Raw genomic sequence first — 15,262 nt, 5'->3', positions numbered from 1 at the left:
AGGGAGAGAAACCATGAATAGAGTAACTGGAAGTTATAGTCCTGGCGGAGCCATTCCACTGCCATCAACCCCCTCAGCAGAGCAAAAGAAAAATCAAAGTGTTACTACACAGACAAGCCTGAAGAGTACTCAATCTACCGAAACACCGAGAACTGTTTTGGCAGATACGACTGTCACCGAAACTAAACCTACCGCATCTGTAAAAAAAACCAGCTGGATTACCAAGATCCCTGGTATCAACTGGCTTAGACAACGCCTGAGCCATGGATCAGACAAACTCTTCGTACTTGCACAAAAAGCTTTGCCACACCACACATTTTCACGACTATTCGGCCTTTTTGCCAACTGTCGTATTCCATTTCTAAAGAATTTGTTTATCAACAGCTTTATTTGGATTCACAATATCAATATGGAAGAAACTAAGAGGCATTCTGCAAGCGAGTTTGACTGCTTCAATGATTTCTTTACCCGCAATCTCAAGGAAGGCGTACGCCCCATTACTGAAGAGGGACAGATTGCCTCTCCGGTTGACGGCACCATCGGTCAGATTGGCCCAATCCAGGGTGAACAGCTGATTCAGGCAAAAGATCATACCTATACTCTCACCGAGCTTCTTGGTGGAGACGAAGAGGCTGCAAAGCAGTTTGAGAACGGTCAGTTCACAACCATGTATCTATCACCCTCGGATTATCACCATTTCCATATGCCGGTAAACGGCAAGCTGCTCTGGACCACACATATCCCGGGCAAATTGTTTTCTGTAAACCCCAAAACAGTAAGAAGCAAACCCAAACTCTTTGCCCACAATGAGAGACTGGTTGCCATGTTTGATACCGACCACGGACCTATGGCCATGATTATGGTAGGGGCTATAAATGTATCAAGTATTGAGACGACCTGGGGCGGCCTTGAAAATCCTCATGGGAAACATAACGGTCGCTATGACCTTGTCCATAAGGACTACCAGGCGGACAATCACCGTTTCTCCAAAGGTGATAACGCTGGCGACTTTAAGCTGGGATCAACCGTCATCTGCCTGTTCGGAAAAGAGTGCAATGGCTGGCTGAAAAGTTTGCAGGCAGGAACCAAGGTTAAAATGGGCCAGCCAATAAGCCCTCCCTCAAACCAGTAATCGAGGTAAGAGCACTGCGCATATGCCAAGCCCAATAGGCAGGAGAGAGACTGACAAATCCACCTTCTGTCTATAGGCTTTATTCAAGTTCTCCTGCAAAATACCTTATATCCCAATCCCAAAACCTCAGTGATATGTCCATCTTCAAATTGGAAAACCCGATTCAGCACTATGAGTGGGGAAACATTGATGCTGTTACCAAACTTTTTGGCATCAATAATCCAGACCATAAACCTCTGGCAGAAATCTGGATGGGAGCGCACCCCAAGGCCCCTTCTTCAGTCAATAACTGCTCGGAGACTCTCTGTGATCTACTTGCCAGAAAACCTGAGCTACTAGGTAATAGCTCCATCGAACAGTTTGGTCCGGCCCTTCCTTTTTTGTTCAAGGTTCTTTTTGTCGCCAAGCCCCTGTCGATCCAGGCACACCCAAACAAACAACAGGCACTGGAAGGGTTTGCCCGGGAAAATACTGAAGGCATACCAGTCAACGCACCAAATCGTAACTACCGGGATAACAACCACAAACCTGAGTTGGTTTATGCTCTGACCGCTTTTAAGGCCATGAATGGCTTCCGCTCCCAGGAAGAGATTATCAGACTGTTTCGAATGGCTGATTTACAGGAACTCGAACAGGCTCTTTTAAAGCTTGAAGAATCGGCCAATCTGAAACAGTTTTATCAGTCACTGATGACACTTCCAGAACAGATAAAGCAGAATTTAATGTCCAGGGCACTGAGCTATGCAGCGGAAAGCAAAGACCCCGCGTGGCAGGAAGTTCAAAAGTTAAGTGTTTTCCATCCTGGTGATATTGGTGTTCTTAGCCCACTGCTGTTAAACATCATCACCCTCGCTCCCGGTGAAGCCATGTTCCTTAAAGAGGGTACTCTGCATGCCTACCTGGAAGGAACCGCCATGGAAATCATGGCCTGCTCGGATAATGTTCTGAGGGGTGGATTGACTCCCAAACATGTTGATATTGATGAACTATTAAAAGCCATTAAATTCACCACATCTTCCTACAACGCGCTAAAAACCAGCCCCCTGCCGGAAGAGAACGGCGAAACCCGTTTTCCCGTGCCGGCGAATGACTTTGCTTTCAGCGTGATTGATTCAACAGAGGCTTCTGAACGATTCCAGGTTTCCAGTGCGGAAATCCTGTTTTGTCTGGATGGATACTTCACAATTTCACACAGCAATGAAACCTTGCAGCTCAGTCAAGGCCAGTCCTGCTTTATTGGCGCTGATGCAGGCAGTTACAAGCTCGAAGGCACCGGTCGTGTCGCCAGAGCGAGCTCAACACTTACATAATCTCAATACATAAAACCCATAAAGAAAAAGGGCTGCCACTGGCAGCCCTTTCCCCGTCGTTTTGTCGAAAAGCGGTTGGTATTGGATTAGTTCAGCTTTTCCTTGATACGTGCGGCCTTACCACTGCGCTCACGCAGGTAGTACAGTTTGGCCTTGCGTACGTCACCACGACGCTTAACCTGCACGCCAGCCACTACAGGGCTGTAAGTCTGGAAAACACGCTCTACGCCAGTACCGTTGGAAATCTTGCGCACGGTGAATGCAGAGTTCAGGCCACGGTTACGCTTAGCGATAACAACGCCTTCGAACGCCTGCAGACGCTCACGGTTACCTTCTTTAACGCGAACCTGAACAACGACAGTGTCGCCAGGACCGAAAGAAGGAATTTCTTTGTTCATCTGTTCAGCTTCAAGCTGCTGAATGATCTTGTTTTTACTCATTGCTCTGTTGCTCCCAAAAAAGTCAAAATCGAGAATTCACTCAAATCCAGACTCATTCACCAATTATTTAGCGTTTGGCGTCCGGTCATTGTCCGCGTCATGGTGATCGCGGATAAATTCAGCCAATAGCCTCTCTTCCTCATCCGACATAGCTCGCCCTTCGAGAAGGTCAGGCCGTCGGAGCCAGGTCCGTCCGAGCGACTGTTTCAGTCGCCACTGACGGATATGCTCGTGATTTCCCGAAAGCAGAACTTCCGGAACTTCTCTGTCTTCAAATACCTCTGGACGAGTGTAATGAGGACAGTCGAGCAGGCCTTCAGCGAATGAATCTTCCTGAGCAGAATCCTGATGACCCAGGGTGCCCGGTACAAAGCGCGATACGGCATCAATAAGGGTCATGGCAGGCAGTTCGCCGCCACTCAGGACAAAGTCCCCCAGAGACCACTCTTCGTCAATCTCTGTTTGAACCAGCCTCTCATCAATACCTTCGTACCGTCCTGCAACCAATACCAGCTTCTTCCTTTCGGCCAGCTCTTTTACTCCCGCCTGATCGAGTCTGCGACCCTGAGGCGAAAGATAGATCACGGTTGTATCAGGACCTGCAGCTTCCTTTGCCGCCTGTATTGCATCACGCAGAGGTTGAATTTTCATCAACATGCCGGGACCACCGCCATAAGGCCGGTCATCCACTGTCCGATGTCGGTCATGAGTGTATTCCCGGGGATTCCAGGCGTTCACTTCAATCAACCCATTCCTTATTGCCCGCCCGCTGACACCATTTTCGGTGATCGCTTTGAGCATATCGGGAAAGAGCGTGACAACATCAAACCTCATACTCACTTTTAACATTAACCGTTTATCATTAGAAAGCCGGGTCCCAATCGACCCGAATGAACCCTTCATCAAGGTTCACTTCCTGTATCACCTGCTCATCGATCCAGGGAATCAGACGCTCACGCCGGTCAATGCTGCCACGGGCACCACGTACCGAAAGAACATCGTTAGACCCTGTTTCCATCAGGTGATGAACTTTACCCAGATTGATGTCTTCACCGGCATCATTCTGAGTAATCACTGTCAGACCTTCCAGCTGGTACCAATAGTACTCACCGGATTCAGGTTCTGGCAGCTCCCGACTGTTAACAAGAATATCAGCACCGGCAAAACGCAGGGCTTCATTCCGATCTGTGCATCCGGAGAAAAGAGCGATAAGCCCTTTGCCATGGACACGGCTGCTGTCGAGTTTAACGGCCTCTGTCTGGCCGTTAGGGTATCGCAGATACCAGTGCCGGTAATTAAGGATATTGGTCATAGGATCAGTAAAGGAGTACACCTTCACCCAACCCTTGATCCCGTATACTGTCGTTACACGCCCCATAACCAGAAGATCCTGGGGTGCGTGCGCAGTTTCACCGGCAACAGACATTAAGCAGCGCTTTTCAGCAGTTGCTTAACACGGTCACTCATTTGAGCACCTTTTTCCACCCAGTGGTTAACACGGTCAGTGTCAATACGCAGGCGCTCTTCCTGACCACGAGCCTGTGGGTTGAAGAAACCTACACGCTCAATGAAACGGCCAGTGCTGGCCTTACGGCTGTCAGACACGGTCAGGTGGTAAAAAGGACGCTTTTTGGAGCCACCACGAGCAAGACGAATAGTTACCATGGAATATCTCTTCCTGTGTAAACAGAGCTTTCCGGCAAAACGACGAAATGCCATCTCTGTATTCCCGGGCAGAAACCGGCAAGTGTGTATCAGAAGATACGTTTCTTACTGGACGAGCGAAGGCCCGGGCCTTCTCCCGTAAAGGCGCAGTATTCTACGATAATTTCATCTTTATGCAACAAGGGATTTCAATTATTAACCCCGCCTGAAATCCGTTATCAGTTATCAGAATTTGCATTTCACCTCCACAGAGATACAGAAAAAACAATCACATAGACATTTTCATAACATGTCAGGCTGTTCTAGAATCCCAACTGACTGATGACTGAGGTTCTGATATTCAGGTGTATGCACATGTCTTCCAGTCAACCGCCTTACCGACAGGCAAGCCACTCCCCAGGAAGAAAATGCTGTATTTATGTCGCATACTCGTATTTATTGCCGGGGTCGCGAGTCTTTCGGCTCGGGTTTGTGCGTACGAAGTATCTCTTTACGTAGATGAAAAACCACAAGGAGATATAAATATTCTTCAATCACCCCCCCTATCAATCTCATACAACACCACCAATCACCCTCCTGAGATAGAGCAATCTGGCTTTAAGGAACTCGTCTTCCACCCTAAAAATATTTCAATGATAGAAAAAGCTGCAAAAGCGCTGCTTTATTCCCACAACAGCACAAACCAAACACACCACCAACCTCTTCCCAACAAAATGTTTTTCGAACAATCCAGCATGGGCATCCGGTCGATAATGTTTTACGAAGGTCTTTATACGTACAATGATTCAAGTTCGGATACGATAACTATCTTTATGTCATGCATACAGGCAGGAACTGCATGGATAAAAGAACCTCCTTTCACCCAAACGCCAGAAGAGCCGTTCGTAACCATCGCCTACACAATAGGTGCAGACAGAACCTTTGATAACCATTCACCCAGAGTTATCAGCATTAATATAATTACAACACCCTTGCTAACAAAACCTGAACTCGTTCCACATAATCTCAAAAACCACTCAAGGCCAGATATGCTTCCATGGGCACTGACTGGAACCTTGATAGGAACGATAGCAGCAATAGCATCATACCCATTTTCTTATTACATACCAGTTGCCCCACTTATTTTCATAGGGGGTAGCGCTTATTTTTTTGTAGCGCTTGGTAAATTTTGCCAAACCGATGATAGCCCAGAATCGTGCCCTCAATACACCAATTTCCAGCTGGTCCAAAAGGGCAGGTTTACAACCCAATCCCTCATCACCCGGCAACCATATGCAAGCGCCTCCACCTCAGAGCCTGTTGTCACTGACGACACAGCCCCCCCTTTAACAACCCCAGGCAACTCCACGCGCCACAGAAAAACCACGCAATAAACACGCCTATTTAATTCACCCGGCGAGCCTGTTTAACTCCCGCAGAGTTAAAGTAAATATCAGGCGCACAACGCCTTAAACACACACTCGTAACACATCAGACTGTTCTAGAATTAGCTTCCTAACCGGGTAAGGCAAAAAGGTTGATGTTCAGGTGTACGCATATGTCTCCCAGCCAACCGCCTTACAGGCAGCCACGCTGCTCTTTACTAGAACGTTGCCTGTATTACATAGGCTACACACTCATATTTATTGCCGGAATGACAGGTTCTACAGATCAGGCCTGTGCGTATGAGGTACCTATTCATGTAGATGGGGAAAAATCAGGATCTTTAAATTTTCAGCCACCATCTTCCCCATCATTTACTTTACCCAACATCAGTCTTCCAGATAAGTTGCATACTGGAAACTTTAAAAATTTTGTCTTCAATACTGACTGTATTGTAACGATAGAAAAAGCTGCCAAAGCGCTACTTTATTCCCACAACTGCCCAAGCCAAGAGCACTACCAACCCCCTCCCGGCAAAATGTTTTTCGAGAGCGCCGACGAGCAAAACCAACGATTGATACTGTTTTATGAAGGTCTTTTCGAATATAGCGATTCTGCTCCGCAAAAGCTGACTATCTACATGTCATGCATACGGGCAAACCCTCAAGAAATGACAGAACCTACCTTTATTACCACCCAAACTCCGCTGGCAACCATCGCCTATACAGTAGCCGCTGGCACATTCTTGCTGGATTATCACCCCAAAATCCGCAGCATCAACATACTAACGACACCCATGATGCTGAAGCCTGTACTCACCCCAGAGAGGGCAGAACTTCCCATCATACAACAAAGAACAACTCTTTTATCGACCCTGACCGGAGCCTGTATAGGGACACTGACAGCAGTAGCAGCAAGCTCATTTAACCCTCACACATCACTTATTCCACTCGTTGCAATACCGGGTTGTAGTTTATGTGGATTATTATGGGGTAGAAGCTACCAAAAAGATGAAAAGCGAAACCCTCGTCATATAAATCACACACTTGTTCTAAGAAGCAGGTTTACGACACAATCCCCCATCGGCCAGCAACCAGGCGCAAACGCTTCCGAACCAGAACCCTTTGCTGATGACGAAGCACTTCCCAGATTTCATTCTTCGACGATGCGCAAAAGCCCCCCCCAAAAAAAACAATGAACGCCGCCCAGGCTGCTAGAATCCAGCCCTTGACAGTTGATATTCAGACATATCCCTATGCCATTCAGCCAACTGCATTACAGGCAGCCAGACTGCTCTTCAGTAAAACGCAGCCTGCGTTACATAGGCTGCGCACTCGTATTGACTGCCGGGATGGCTGGCTTTACAGATCAGGCCTGTGCGCATACCGTAAACGTTTTCATAAATGGAATAAAGTCAGGGCAGTTACATTTTGAGCCACCATCCGCCGCATCATTTTCTTTAGCCAACGCCCATCTCCCTGAGGAGATAAAATCTGGAAATTTTACAAAATTCATCTTCAGAACGGACATTATTTTAGCGATAGAAGCAGCTGCAAAAGCGCTACTTTATTCCCACAACAGCCCAAGCCAAAGGCGCTACCAGCCCCCTCCCAGCAATATGTTTTTCGAGGGAGCCGATCAGGAAAACCGACGACAAATACTGTTTTATGAAGGTCTTTTCGAATATAGCGATTCAGCTTCAGAAAGGCTGACTATCTACATGTCATACTTACAAGCAGACGCTGAAAAAATGACAGAACCTTCTTTTGACACCACCCAACAACCCCTGTTGGCAACCATCGCCTATACAGTAGCTACAGGCACATCCTGGCTGGATTATCACCTCAAAATTCGCTACATCGAAATACTGACGCCCCCCAAACTGGCAAAGCCTGCGCTGACTCCACCGGGGCCAGAAACTCCTGCCAGCCAAACACCAATTTTTAAATCGATCCTGGTCGGAGCCGGTATAGGGACATTAGCATCAGCAGTAGCATACCCATATGCTCTACATCATCCTCACTCACCATTTATTCCAATCATTACAATAGTGGGTTCTAGCTACTGTGGATTAGCGTGGGGGGACCTTAATCGCCCAAAAGCTATTAGAAGGCCCCCTTCTTCCATCAATTGGATACTGGCTAAAAGAGGCAGGTTTACAACGCAACCCTCCCTAAGCCAGCAACCAGACACCAGCTTTTCCGAATCAGCCCCTATTACGGATGAAGATACAACTGTCACGGTTGGACCTACTGATCTGCGCCAAAGACATCCCCTCAAATGAACGCCATCCAGGCTGTACTAGCATCTGTCCCAGACCAGTTGAGCACCAGATATTCCAGCGTATGTATATACCTTCCAGCCAACCACATTACAGGCAGCCACGCTGCTCTACAGTAAAAAGCAGCCTGCGTTACATAGGCTGCGCACTCGTATTGACTGCCGGGATGGCTGGTTTTACAGATCAGGCCTGTGCGTATGAAATACCTATTCGCGCAGATGAAAGGAGAGTGGGTTATATAGATTTTCAGCCACCATCCCCCGTATTATTTACTGCAATCCTCATAACTCGTCCAACAGGTATACAAGCTCTAAGCTATATACAACATTTTCTCTACAACGACTGTATTTTAGCGATAGAAACAGCTGCAAAAGCACTACTTTATTCCCACAACAGCCCAAGCCAAAGGCGCTACCAGCCCCCTCCCGGCAAAATGTTTTTCGAGAGCGCCGACAATGAAGAACGACGACTGATACTATTTTATGAAGGTCTTTTCGAATATAGCGATTCAGTTCCAGAAAAGCTGACTATCTACATGTCGCTCATACGAGAAGACGCTAATAAAATGACAGAACCTTCTTTTGATACCACCCCACAACCTCTACTGGCAACCATCGCCTATACAGTAGCCGCAAACACAGATTTGTTGGATTATGAGCCCATACTGGACAGCATCAACATACTGACGACACCCAGACTGGCAAAGCCTGTGCTGATTCCATCGGGGCCAGAAACTCCTGCCAGCCAACTTACACCAACCCTTACACCAACCCTTGTATCGACCCTGACCGGAGCCTGTATAGGGGCATTAACATCATCAGTGGCATACCTATATGTTCCTCACGCGTCATCTATTCCACTCATTGCAATACCGGGTTTTAGTTTATGTGGATTAGTGTGGGGGGAAAATGATCGCCTAAAAGCTATTAGGGGGCCAAGGTTCCCTTCTTCCATGAATCAGACACTGGTTAAAAGAAGCAGGTTTACAACACAACCTCGCTTCGGCCAGCAACCGTGCGCAAGCGTTCCCGCACCAGAACCCGTTGAGGGTGACGAAGTAGTTCTCGCGACTCAACCTATGCGGACGCGTATAACTCCACAAAAGCCAAAAAATGAATGAATGCAACTCAGGCTGCCAGAACCACCCCAGACTAGCTGAGTCCCTTATCAATATACCTTCCGATCAACTGCCTTACAGGCAGCCACGCTGTTCTTTAGTAAAATGGTGTTTGCGTAACATAGGCTGCACACTGTTATTTACTGTCGGAATGGCTGGTCTTGCTGGCCAGACTTGTGCGTATAATATAAAAATTTATGTAAACGGTATAAAGGACAAACAGGAATTAAAGGTTGAGCCATCCCCCCCCCTTCCAGATCTTCCAAGCCTGGCCTCAGAAGTTCTAGAGGATTGGCTCCCCTTTAAAAAGCTCATCTTCAGCTTAGCCATTATGTCGCTCATAGAAACAGCCGGAAAAACACTGCTTGATTCCCACAACCATCACTCCGGCGGCAGTATACATTTTTATCCAAGAAAGCAACGACTCCCCGACAGAATGTTTTTCCAACAACCCAACGGGCCAAACCGTAGCCTGATACTATTTTATGAAGGCCTTTATGAATACAACCCTTCATATCCAAAGCAACTCACTATCTTCATGTCATGTAAAAATATCGATATTATAAGAACGACAGAATCTTCTACTACCTGCTCAGAACTCCCAATCGCTACCGTCGCCTACGAAATAGATACAGCCCCCTCTGGCCCACGCCCTGACCCATACCCCAAACTCCGTAGCATTAATATAAAAACCCATACCAGATTGACAAAACCTGGAATGATTACACCGACTTACGGTCTGACTGGATTATTTTCTGGCTTAGCTTGCCAAAGTAAAAGCTCTCCCCCCGATCGTATCAATCAGGAGCTAATTCAAAAAGGCAGGTTCCCCTCCCCTATCACCCCTTACCCAGCTTTAGGTGTAGGTATAAGCACTTTCACCCCAAACCCTGTCGTGACGGATAGTCCTCCTCACGCACCTCCCACCAGCACCACATGTCGAAAAAGAAAAAAATGAATTATCACTTGATTCTCCCGGCGAACTTATTTCACTTAACTGCCACAGAGAGTATTCGCATGTTTCACAGTCAACCACATGGCTCTTCAGTAAAATGCTGCTTATATCACCTATATTGCACACTCATATTTACTATTGGAATGGCTGCCCTTGCAGGCAAGGTTCAGGCATGTGAAATAGATATTTATGTGAATAACACAAAGAACTTACAAACATTAAAATTAATGCACCTCCCCCCCTATCCAGACCTTCCCGACTTATCCTCGAGCTCAGAAGCACAGGAAGATTGGCAGCCTTTTAAAACTCTCATCTTCGACATTGGTAATGTATCGATGATAGAAACAGCCGGAAAAGCACTGTTTTACTCTCACTGCGGCTACTCTAAGGGCAGTTTACTTCCACAATTAAAAAGCCAACCACTTCCCAGCAAGATGTTTTTTGAACAACCCGGAGGGGCAAACCGTCGCTTGATACTATTTTATGAAGGCCTTTATGACTACAATCCGGCATTCCCAAGGCAACTCACTGTCTACATGTCATGTATAAATGTCAATATTAAAAGGACAGTGGAGTCTTTTACCTACACCGAAACCCCAGTCGCTACCGTTGCCTATAAAATATTAAACACACGCTCCTTCGAGCCGCACCCCATACTCAGAAGCATTTATATATACACTAACCCCAGGCTGGGAAAGCCAGAAGTGACTCTTGGTAAACCAGAGCCCTCCCACTCGGACATTTCATGGACCCTGACTGGAGCCGCCGTGGGAGCAGTTGCAACCTACCCAGCTACTTCTTACCTACCATTTGCCCCACTTGCTACCATACCGGCTTTCAGCCTGGGTGGATTAATAATTGGTTCAGCTCTCAAGCATAGTGCAAGCCAAGAACCTGATTATATAAATAAAAGACTGATTCAAAAAGGCATGTGTAAGCGCCCAGGTTTCACCCGCCTGCAACCAAATGCAAGAGCTCTCGCCTCAGAATCTGTTGTGACGGATGAACCGGACCGCCCTCTCGAAGCTTCCCACACCAGACTACGCCAAACAGTCAAACCGAGCTCATGAGTATCATCTCTGCATTCTCCCGACGAGCAAATTTTACTTGCCGGAAACCAGCAGATATTAGAGATACCGCCCTTTTCAGCAGCGACTTTAACTGAAATTAAAACGGGAATTTTTTACCACCACCAGGAGGCAACATACCTCCAGGGCCACCCATTCCGCCCATGCCGCCACCCATACCACCAGGCAGCTGACCTTTCAGGGCACCAAGCCCGCGCATCATCTTGGCCATACCACCTTTAGCGGTCATCTTCTTCATCATCTTGGCCATCTGCTTGTGTTGCTTGATCAGGCGGTTGATATCCTGGATCTGGGTACCGGAACCGGCAGCAATACGCTTCTTGCGTGAACCGTTCAGGATATCAGGATTGCGACGCTCTTTCGGAGTCATGGAGTTGATAATGGCTTCCATCTGCCCGAACATTTTGTTGGCCTGTGGGTTCTGAGCCATTTCAGACATATTGCCCATGCCAGGCAGCTTATCCATCAGGCCACCAAGACCACCCATGCTCTTCATCTGCAGCAGCTGATCACGGAAGTCTTCCAGATCAAAGCCTTTACCTTTCTTTAGTTTGGTAACCAGCTTGTCGGCTTTCTTCTTGTCGAGCTTGCGTTCCGCTTCTTCAACCAGTGAGAGGATATCACCCATGCCCAGAATACGGGATGCGATACGGTCAGGATGGAATGGCTCCAGGGCCTCAACCTTCTCGCCCATACCCAGGAACTTGATGGGCTTGCCAGTGATATGACGCACAGACAGAGCAGCACCACCACGGGCATCACCATCGGCCTTGGTCAAGATCACACCAGTCAGCGGCAGGGCATCATTAAACGCCTTGGCAGTGTTGGCAGCATCCTGACCAGTCATGGCATCAACCACGAACAGGGTTTCGATCGGATTGATCGCTGCGTGCAGTTCTTTGATCTCCTCCATCATGCTTTCATCAACATGGAGTCGACCGGCGGTATCGATAATCACCACATCCTTATGCTTCAGGCGAGCTTCCTGAATCGCATTACGGGCAATATCAACCGGCTTCTGATCAGTGGTGGATGGGAAGAAGGTTGCATCAACTTCACCAGCCAGAGTTTCCAGCTGTTTGATCGCAGCAGGACGGTAAACGTCGGCACTGGCCACCAGCACAGACTTCTTCTTGCGTTCCTGCAGCCACTTGGACAGCTTGGCCACAGAGGTGGTTTTACCAGCACCCTGCAGACCCGCCATCAGAATAACGGCCGGTGGCTGGGTTGCCAGATTCAATTCATCGTTGGCAGCACCCATAACCTCGACAAGCTCGCTGTTTACGATCTTGACGAAAATCTGGCCCGGGCTAAGGCTCTGCTGAACCTCCTGACCAATGGCCCGTTCACGGACCCGGTTTACGAATTCCTTGACTACAGGCAAGGCAACATCAGCCTCCAGCAGTGCCATACGAACTTCGCGGAGGGTATCTTTAATGTTGTCTTCGGTCAGTTTCGCCTTGCCGGTGACATCCCGGAGAGTCTGTGACAGGCGATCAGAAAGATTCTGGAACATCCGGCGTTCTCTTTAATCCTGGCTTTCTAAATCAGATGATTATACCTGTTCCCGGCACCTAACTGCACCCTGATGCATCAAAAGCCCTTTACGCAGTACACTATTTACTCCGAAAACATAACTTTTCTTCAAAAAAACATGGTCTGGAAATACCCTCCCAGCCTGCACCGCCATTTACAAATTCATACCAAAACACCATCAAATGTACCGCCACCTGCGGAATCTGCGTCTACTCTTTCAGCCTATTCGTCAGGGGGGAGGAATGGATCTCAATGAAATCTCCCTCAATTTTGATGGCAAATATCATCGGGCTGGGATCTATGAAAACAATCACAAAGGGCTCACACATCCTGAAGACTCTGGGTTTCATAATATCTGTAGTGGGCCTTTCATCATCAGTGGCAGCAGATTTGCGGATTGATAACAGTTACGAGCTGATCTCGAATCATCTGCCAGAAGCTTACCCCTATAGCGCCCTGTCTTTTCAGGATATGTCGTTAAAAGAGAGTCTTGACCACCCTGAAATCATCCTGACGGCTCGGCAAAAGCGCGAAATCATGCTCTCTGCCCTGAAAGATCAGCCTGGTGACAAATCAAATACGGTTCTTACCCATCACGCTGTCAAGGATTTAAAACTGCTTAAGGGAACAACTCTTAACCCTGACAAAAGCCTGCTTAATCGCATCGGACAAACTGCATCCGTCTCCGGTGAGATCATGCTTGCCAATGCGTTGATAACACCAACGGATGATATCAACCAGCTCAAGCTGAGGCAGCAAGCCTTACAGTACCTTCTGGACAACCCCGGCCTTTGCAGCCAGCTTAGCTCTCTACTGCGAAGATATGCGGGGGATGAGGATGGTGTGATCACTCTCTTCGACCCTTCAGACATTATTAACACATCACGTGCGCAGGATATCGAATCCATAACTCAGTCTATTTTCCCTATTAGCTCCAGTACCGCATTTGAAGTTTCACGCCGCTTTGGAGAGCTTGGGTATGTATTTCAACTATCCAACCTTGCACTATCCACTACAGCTGCAATATCCGCCAACATTTATGTACAACTATATTCAATGACCGGCAACGCATGGACAGCTTTTAAAATGCTCCCTAAAACTGTACCTAGGGTTATAAAAGCAGAATTATCACAAAACAGCATCTACACCAACCTCGCATTAGCAGGCGGCATGCTGGTAGCACAAGGATTGATAACATATCAGCTTAACCAGCTGAGCAAAGCAGAAAGGAATGCTTACCTCTTTATCTTTGAGCGCGCCCGCCGCCCGGGACGTTCACTGAGTGCCGCCAAAAAGATCGCCGATCTATTGAACAAGCATCCTGCATTAACAGACGCTTTAACTCTGACCAGCAATTTCAATGCATTTAAAACCTCTCCTAATATTCAGGAGTTAACAAATCTGCTGGACAGTGCTCCAGACAAATCACCAGATGCCTTCTCGTATTACGTCACTAATATGGGTCGCTATAAGCGTGGTATCAATCTGCTTCGAAATAATAAAGATCAGCTTCTTGCCATCACTCAAGCCACAGGCGAAGTTGATGCATGGTTAACTGTTGCCAACTTCGTAAAAGAAAATCAAGAGGGCAATAACAAACTGACCTTCGCTTCTTATGAGGAAACCCAAACCCCTTCTGCACACCTGACCAACTATTGGAACCCACACCTGCCACCGGATATTGCAGTTCCAAGTACGGTTAACCTTGGCAATGGCAGCCCTCGCAGCCTGCTTGTTACAGGCCCTAACGCAGCGGGTAAATCTACCGCAATTGAAGGGATAGCAATTTCCAGCATTCTGGCCCAAACCTTTGGCATCGCACCTTCTGAAGGATTCAAGTTAACACCTTTTTCTCTGATTCATACCCATATGGATATCAGTGCGGAGGTTGCTGCAGGGCTGTCCAGCTTCCAGGCAGAAAGTCAGAGAGCTATTGAGTTGATGGATAAATTACAGACAATGCAACCAGGCCAGTTCAGTCTCGCCATCATGGATGAGATCTTCAGCAGCACCAATCCGGTAGAAGGTGAAGCAGGTACTTACGGATACCTCAAATCTGTCTCAGGCTACCCTCATGCAATAAACGTCTGTACCACCCACTACTCCAGACCGGTGCTTCTGGCCTCTCATATTCCTGACAGATTCCAAAACATGCATGTTGATGCCTTCACCGGTCAAAGTGGAAAGCTTGGGTACGACTACTACCTGAAGCCGGGATCTTCGCAGCAACGGGTAGCTATCCAGGTACTCAAAGAGAAGGGAATCCAGTCGGACTTCCTGAATACAGCGAATGACGTAATTATTCACCCGGAAAAATACTGATAAACAATCCATCACTAACCAGGACAGCAGGCAGTATTCGATATCGCCTGCTGT

Annotated in this window: 14 protein-coding genes; 9 read left to right on the top strand and 5 right to left on the bottom strand. The window is 47.6% G+C overall.

Features of this window, described 5'->3' with window-relative positions:
* Nucleotides 1-13 precede the first annotated feature (13 nt).
* Together asd and manA are read left to right on the top strand one after the other, a co-directional pair.
* Nucleotides 14-1,132 (top strand): archaetidylserine decarboxylase, encoded by a 1,119-nt coding sequence (gene asd, locus M3P05_RS09490; protein ID WP_249699330.1) that lies wholly within the window; start codon nt 14-16, stop codon nt 1,130-1,132.
* 134 nt (nt 1,133-1,266) lie between these two features.
* Nucleotides 1,267-2,442, top strand: coding sequence for a mannose-6-phosphate isomerase, class I (gene manA / locus M3P05_RS09485; RefSeq protein WP_249699329.1), 1,176 nt, complete (start codon nt 1,267-1,269; stop codon nt 2,440-2,442).
* An 86-nt stretch (nt 2,443-2,528) separates the two neighbouring features.
* Here the strand turns inward: manA and rplS are convergent, their stop codons facing one another.
* The 4 genes from rplS to rpsP form a co-directional block, all read right to left on the bottom strand.
* A complete protein-coding gene (rplS, locus tag M3P05_RS09480) occupies nt 2,529-2,882 on the bottom strand; it encodes a 50S ribosomal protein L19 (RefSeq protein ID WP_249699328.1) in 354 nt (117 codons plus the stop codon).
* A gap of 63 nt (nt 2,883-2,945) precedes the next feature.
* Nucleotides 2,946-3,716: a tRNA (guanosine(37)-N1)-methyltransferase TrmD gene (trmD, locus tag M3P05_RS09475; RefSeq protein ID WP_249699456.1), complete on the bottom strand. Its 771-nt coding sequence runs from the start codon at nt 3,714-3,716 to the stop codon at nt 2,946-2,948.
* A 28-nt stretch (nt 3,717-3,744) separates the two neighbouring features.
* Nucleotides 3,745-4,308 (bottom strand): ribosome maturation factor RimM, encoded by a 564-nt coding sequence (gene rimM, locus M3P05_RS09470; protein WP_249699326.1) that lies wholly within the window; start codon nt 4,306-4,308, stop codon nt 3,745-3,747.
* Nucleotides 4,308-4,547, bottom strand: coding sequence for a 30S ribosomal protein S16 (gene rpsP / locus M3P05_RS09465; protein WP_249699455.1), 240 nt, complete (start codon nt 4,545-4,547; stop codon nt 4,308-4,310). The genes rimM and rpsP overlap by 1 nt, the downstream gene beginning before the upstream one ends.
* 407 nt (nt 4,548-4,954) lie before the next feature.
* Between rpsP and M3P05_RS09460 the strand changes: the two genes are divergently transcribed.
* From M3P05_RS09460 to M3P05_RS09435, 6 genes are all read left to right on the top strand, one after another.
* Complete coding sequence (locus M3P05_RS09460) at nt 4,955-5,920, top strand: hypothetical protein (protein WP_249699325.1); 966 nt, start codon at nt 4,955-4,957, stop codon at nt 5,918-5,920.
* A gap of 164 nt (nt 5,921-6,084) precedes the next feature.
* Nucleotides 6,085-7,107 (top strand): hypothetical protein, encoded by a 1,023-nt coding sequence (locus tag M3P05_RS09455; protein ID WP_249699322.1) that lies wholly within the window; start codon nt 6,085-6,087, stop codon nt 7,105-7,107.
* Between the two features lie 57 nt (nt 7,108-7,164).
* Entirely contained in the window at nt 7,165-8,193 is a 1,029-nt protein-coding gene (locus M3P05_RS09450) for a hypothetical protein (protein ID WP_249699320.1), read from the top strand.
* 163 nt (nt 8,194-8,356) lie between these two features.
* Complete coding sequence (locus tag M3P05_RS09445; protein WP_249699319.1) at nt 8,357-9,310, top strand: hypothetical protein; 954 nt, start codon at nt 8,357-8,359, stop codon at nt 9,308-9,310.
* A 148-nt stretch (nt 9,311-9,458) separates the two neighbouring features.
* Nucleotides 9,459-10,265, top strand: coding sequence for a hypothetical protein (locus M3P05_RS09440; protein WP_249699318.1), 807 nt, complete (start codon nt 9,459-9,461; stop codon nt 10,263-10,265).
* Entirely contained in the window at nt 10,244-11,332 is a 1,089-nt protein-coding gene (locus tag M3P05_RS09435) for a hypothetical protein (RefSeq protein ID WP_249699317.1), read from the top strand. The genes M3P05_RS09440 and M3P05_RS09435 overlap by 22 nt, the downstream gene beginning before the upstream one ends.
* Before the next feature lie 97 nt (nt 11,333-11,429).
* Here the strand turns inward: M3P05_RS09435 and ffh are convergent, their stop codons facing one another.
* On the bottom strand, nt 11,430-12,866 hold the full coding sequence (gene ffh / locus M3P05_RS09430) for a signal recognition particle protein (RefSeq protein ID WP_249699316.1): 1,437 nt from the start codon (nt 12,864-12,866) through the stop codon (nt 11,430-11,432).
* A gap of 320 nt (nt 12,867-13,186) precedes the next feature.
* On the opposite strand from ffh, the gene M3P05_RS09425 reads away from it, so the two are divergent.
* Nucleotides 13,187-15,208 carry a MutS-related protein gene (locus M3P05_RS09425; protein ID WP_249699315.1) on the top strand — a complete coding sequence of 674 codons (2,022 nt, stop codon included), beginning with the start codon at nt 13,187-13,189 and terminating at the stop codon, nt 15,206-15,208.
* The last annotated feature ends 54 nt before the right edge of the window (nt 15,209-15,262 follow it).

Origin of the sequence: Parendozoicomonas callyspongiae (genome assembly GCF_023502345.1) — a bacterium.
Classification (GTDB): domain Bacteria; phylum Pseudomonadota; class Gammaproteobacteria; order Pseudomonadales; family Endozoicomonadaceae; genus Sansalvadorimonas; species Sansalvadorimonas callyspongiae.
The sequence above is the reverse complement of the archived record's forward strand: the minus strand, read 5'-3'. Positions and strand labels throughout refer to the sequence as shown.

Excerpts from the sequence above, each read along its gene's own strand:
- asd (WP_249699330.1), top strand. The coding sequence starts at position 14 with ATGAATAGAGTAACTGGAAGTTATAGTCCTGGCGGAGCCATTCCACTG.
- rplS (WP_249699328.1), bottom strand. The coding sequence starts at position 2,882 with ATGAGTAAAAACAAGATCATTCAGCAGCTTGAAGCTGAACAGATGAAC.
- rimM (WP_249699326.1), bottom strand. The coding sequence starts at position 4,308 with ATGTCTGTTGCCGGTGAAACTGCGCACGCACCCCAGGATCTTCTGGTT.
- ffh (WP_249699316.1), bottom strand. The coding sequence starts at position 12,866 with ATGTTCCAGAATCTTTCTGATCGCCTGTCACAGACTCTCCGGGATGTC.
- rpsP (WP_249699455.1), bottom strand. The coding sequence starts at position 4,547 with ATGGTAACTATTCGTCTTGCTCGTGGTGGCTCCAAAAAGCGTCCTTTT.
- trmD (WP_249699456.1), bottom strand. The coding sequence starts at position 3,716 with ATGAGGTTTGATGTTGTCACGCTCTTTCCCGATATGCTCAAAGCGATC.
- M3P05_RS09460 (WP_249699325.1), top strand. The coding sequence starts at position 4,955 with ATGCTGTATTTATGTCGCATACTCGTATTTATTGCCGGGGTCGCGAGT.
- M3P05_RS09445 (WP_249699319.1), top strand. The coding sequence starts at position 8,357 with ATGGCTGGTTTTACAGATCAGGCCTGTGCGTATGAAATACCTATTCGC.
- M3P05_RS09440 (WP_249699318.1), top strand. The coding sequence starts at position 9,459 with ATGGCTGGTCTTGCTGGCCAGACTTGTGCGTATAATATAAAAATTTAT.
- M3P05_RS09425 (WP_249699315.1), top strand. The coding sequence starts at position 13,187 with ATGAAAACAATCACAAAGGGCTCACACATCCTGAAGACTCTGGGTTTC.
- M3P05_RS09435 (WP_249699317.1), top strand. The coding sequence starts at position 10,244 with ATGTCGAAAAAGAAAAAAATGAATTATCACTTGATTCTCCCGGCGAAC.
- manA (WP_249699329.1), top strand. The coding sequence starts at position 1,267 with ATGTCCATCTTCAAATTGGAAAACCCGATTCAGCACTATGAGTGGGGA.
- M3P05_RS09450 (WP_249699320.1), top strand. The coding sequence starts at position 7,165 with ATGCCATTCAGCCAACTGCATTACAGGCAGCCAGACTGCTCTTCAGTA.
- M3P05_RS09455 (WP_249699322.1), top strand. The coding sequence starts at position 6,085 with ATGTCTCCCAGCCAACCGCCTTACAGGCAGCCACGCTGCTCTTTACTA.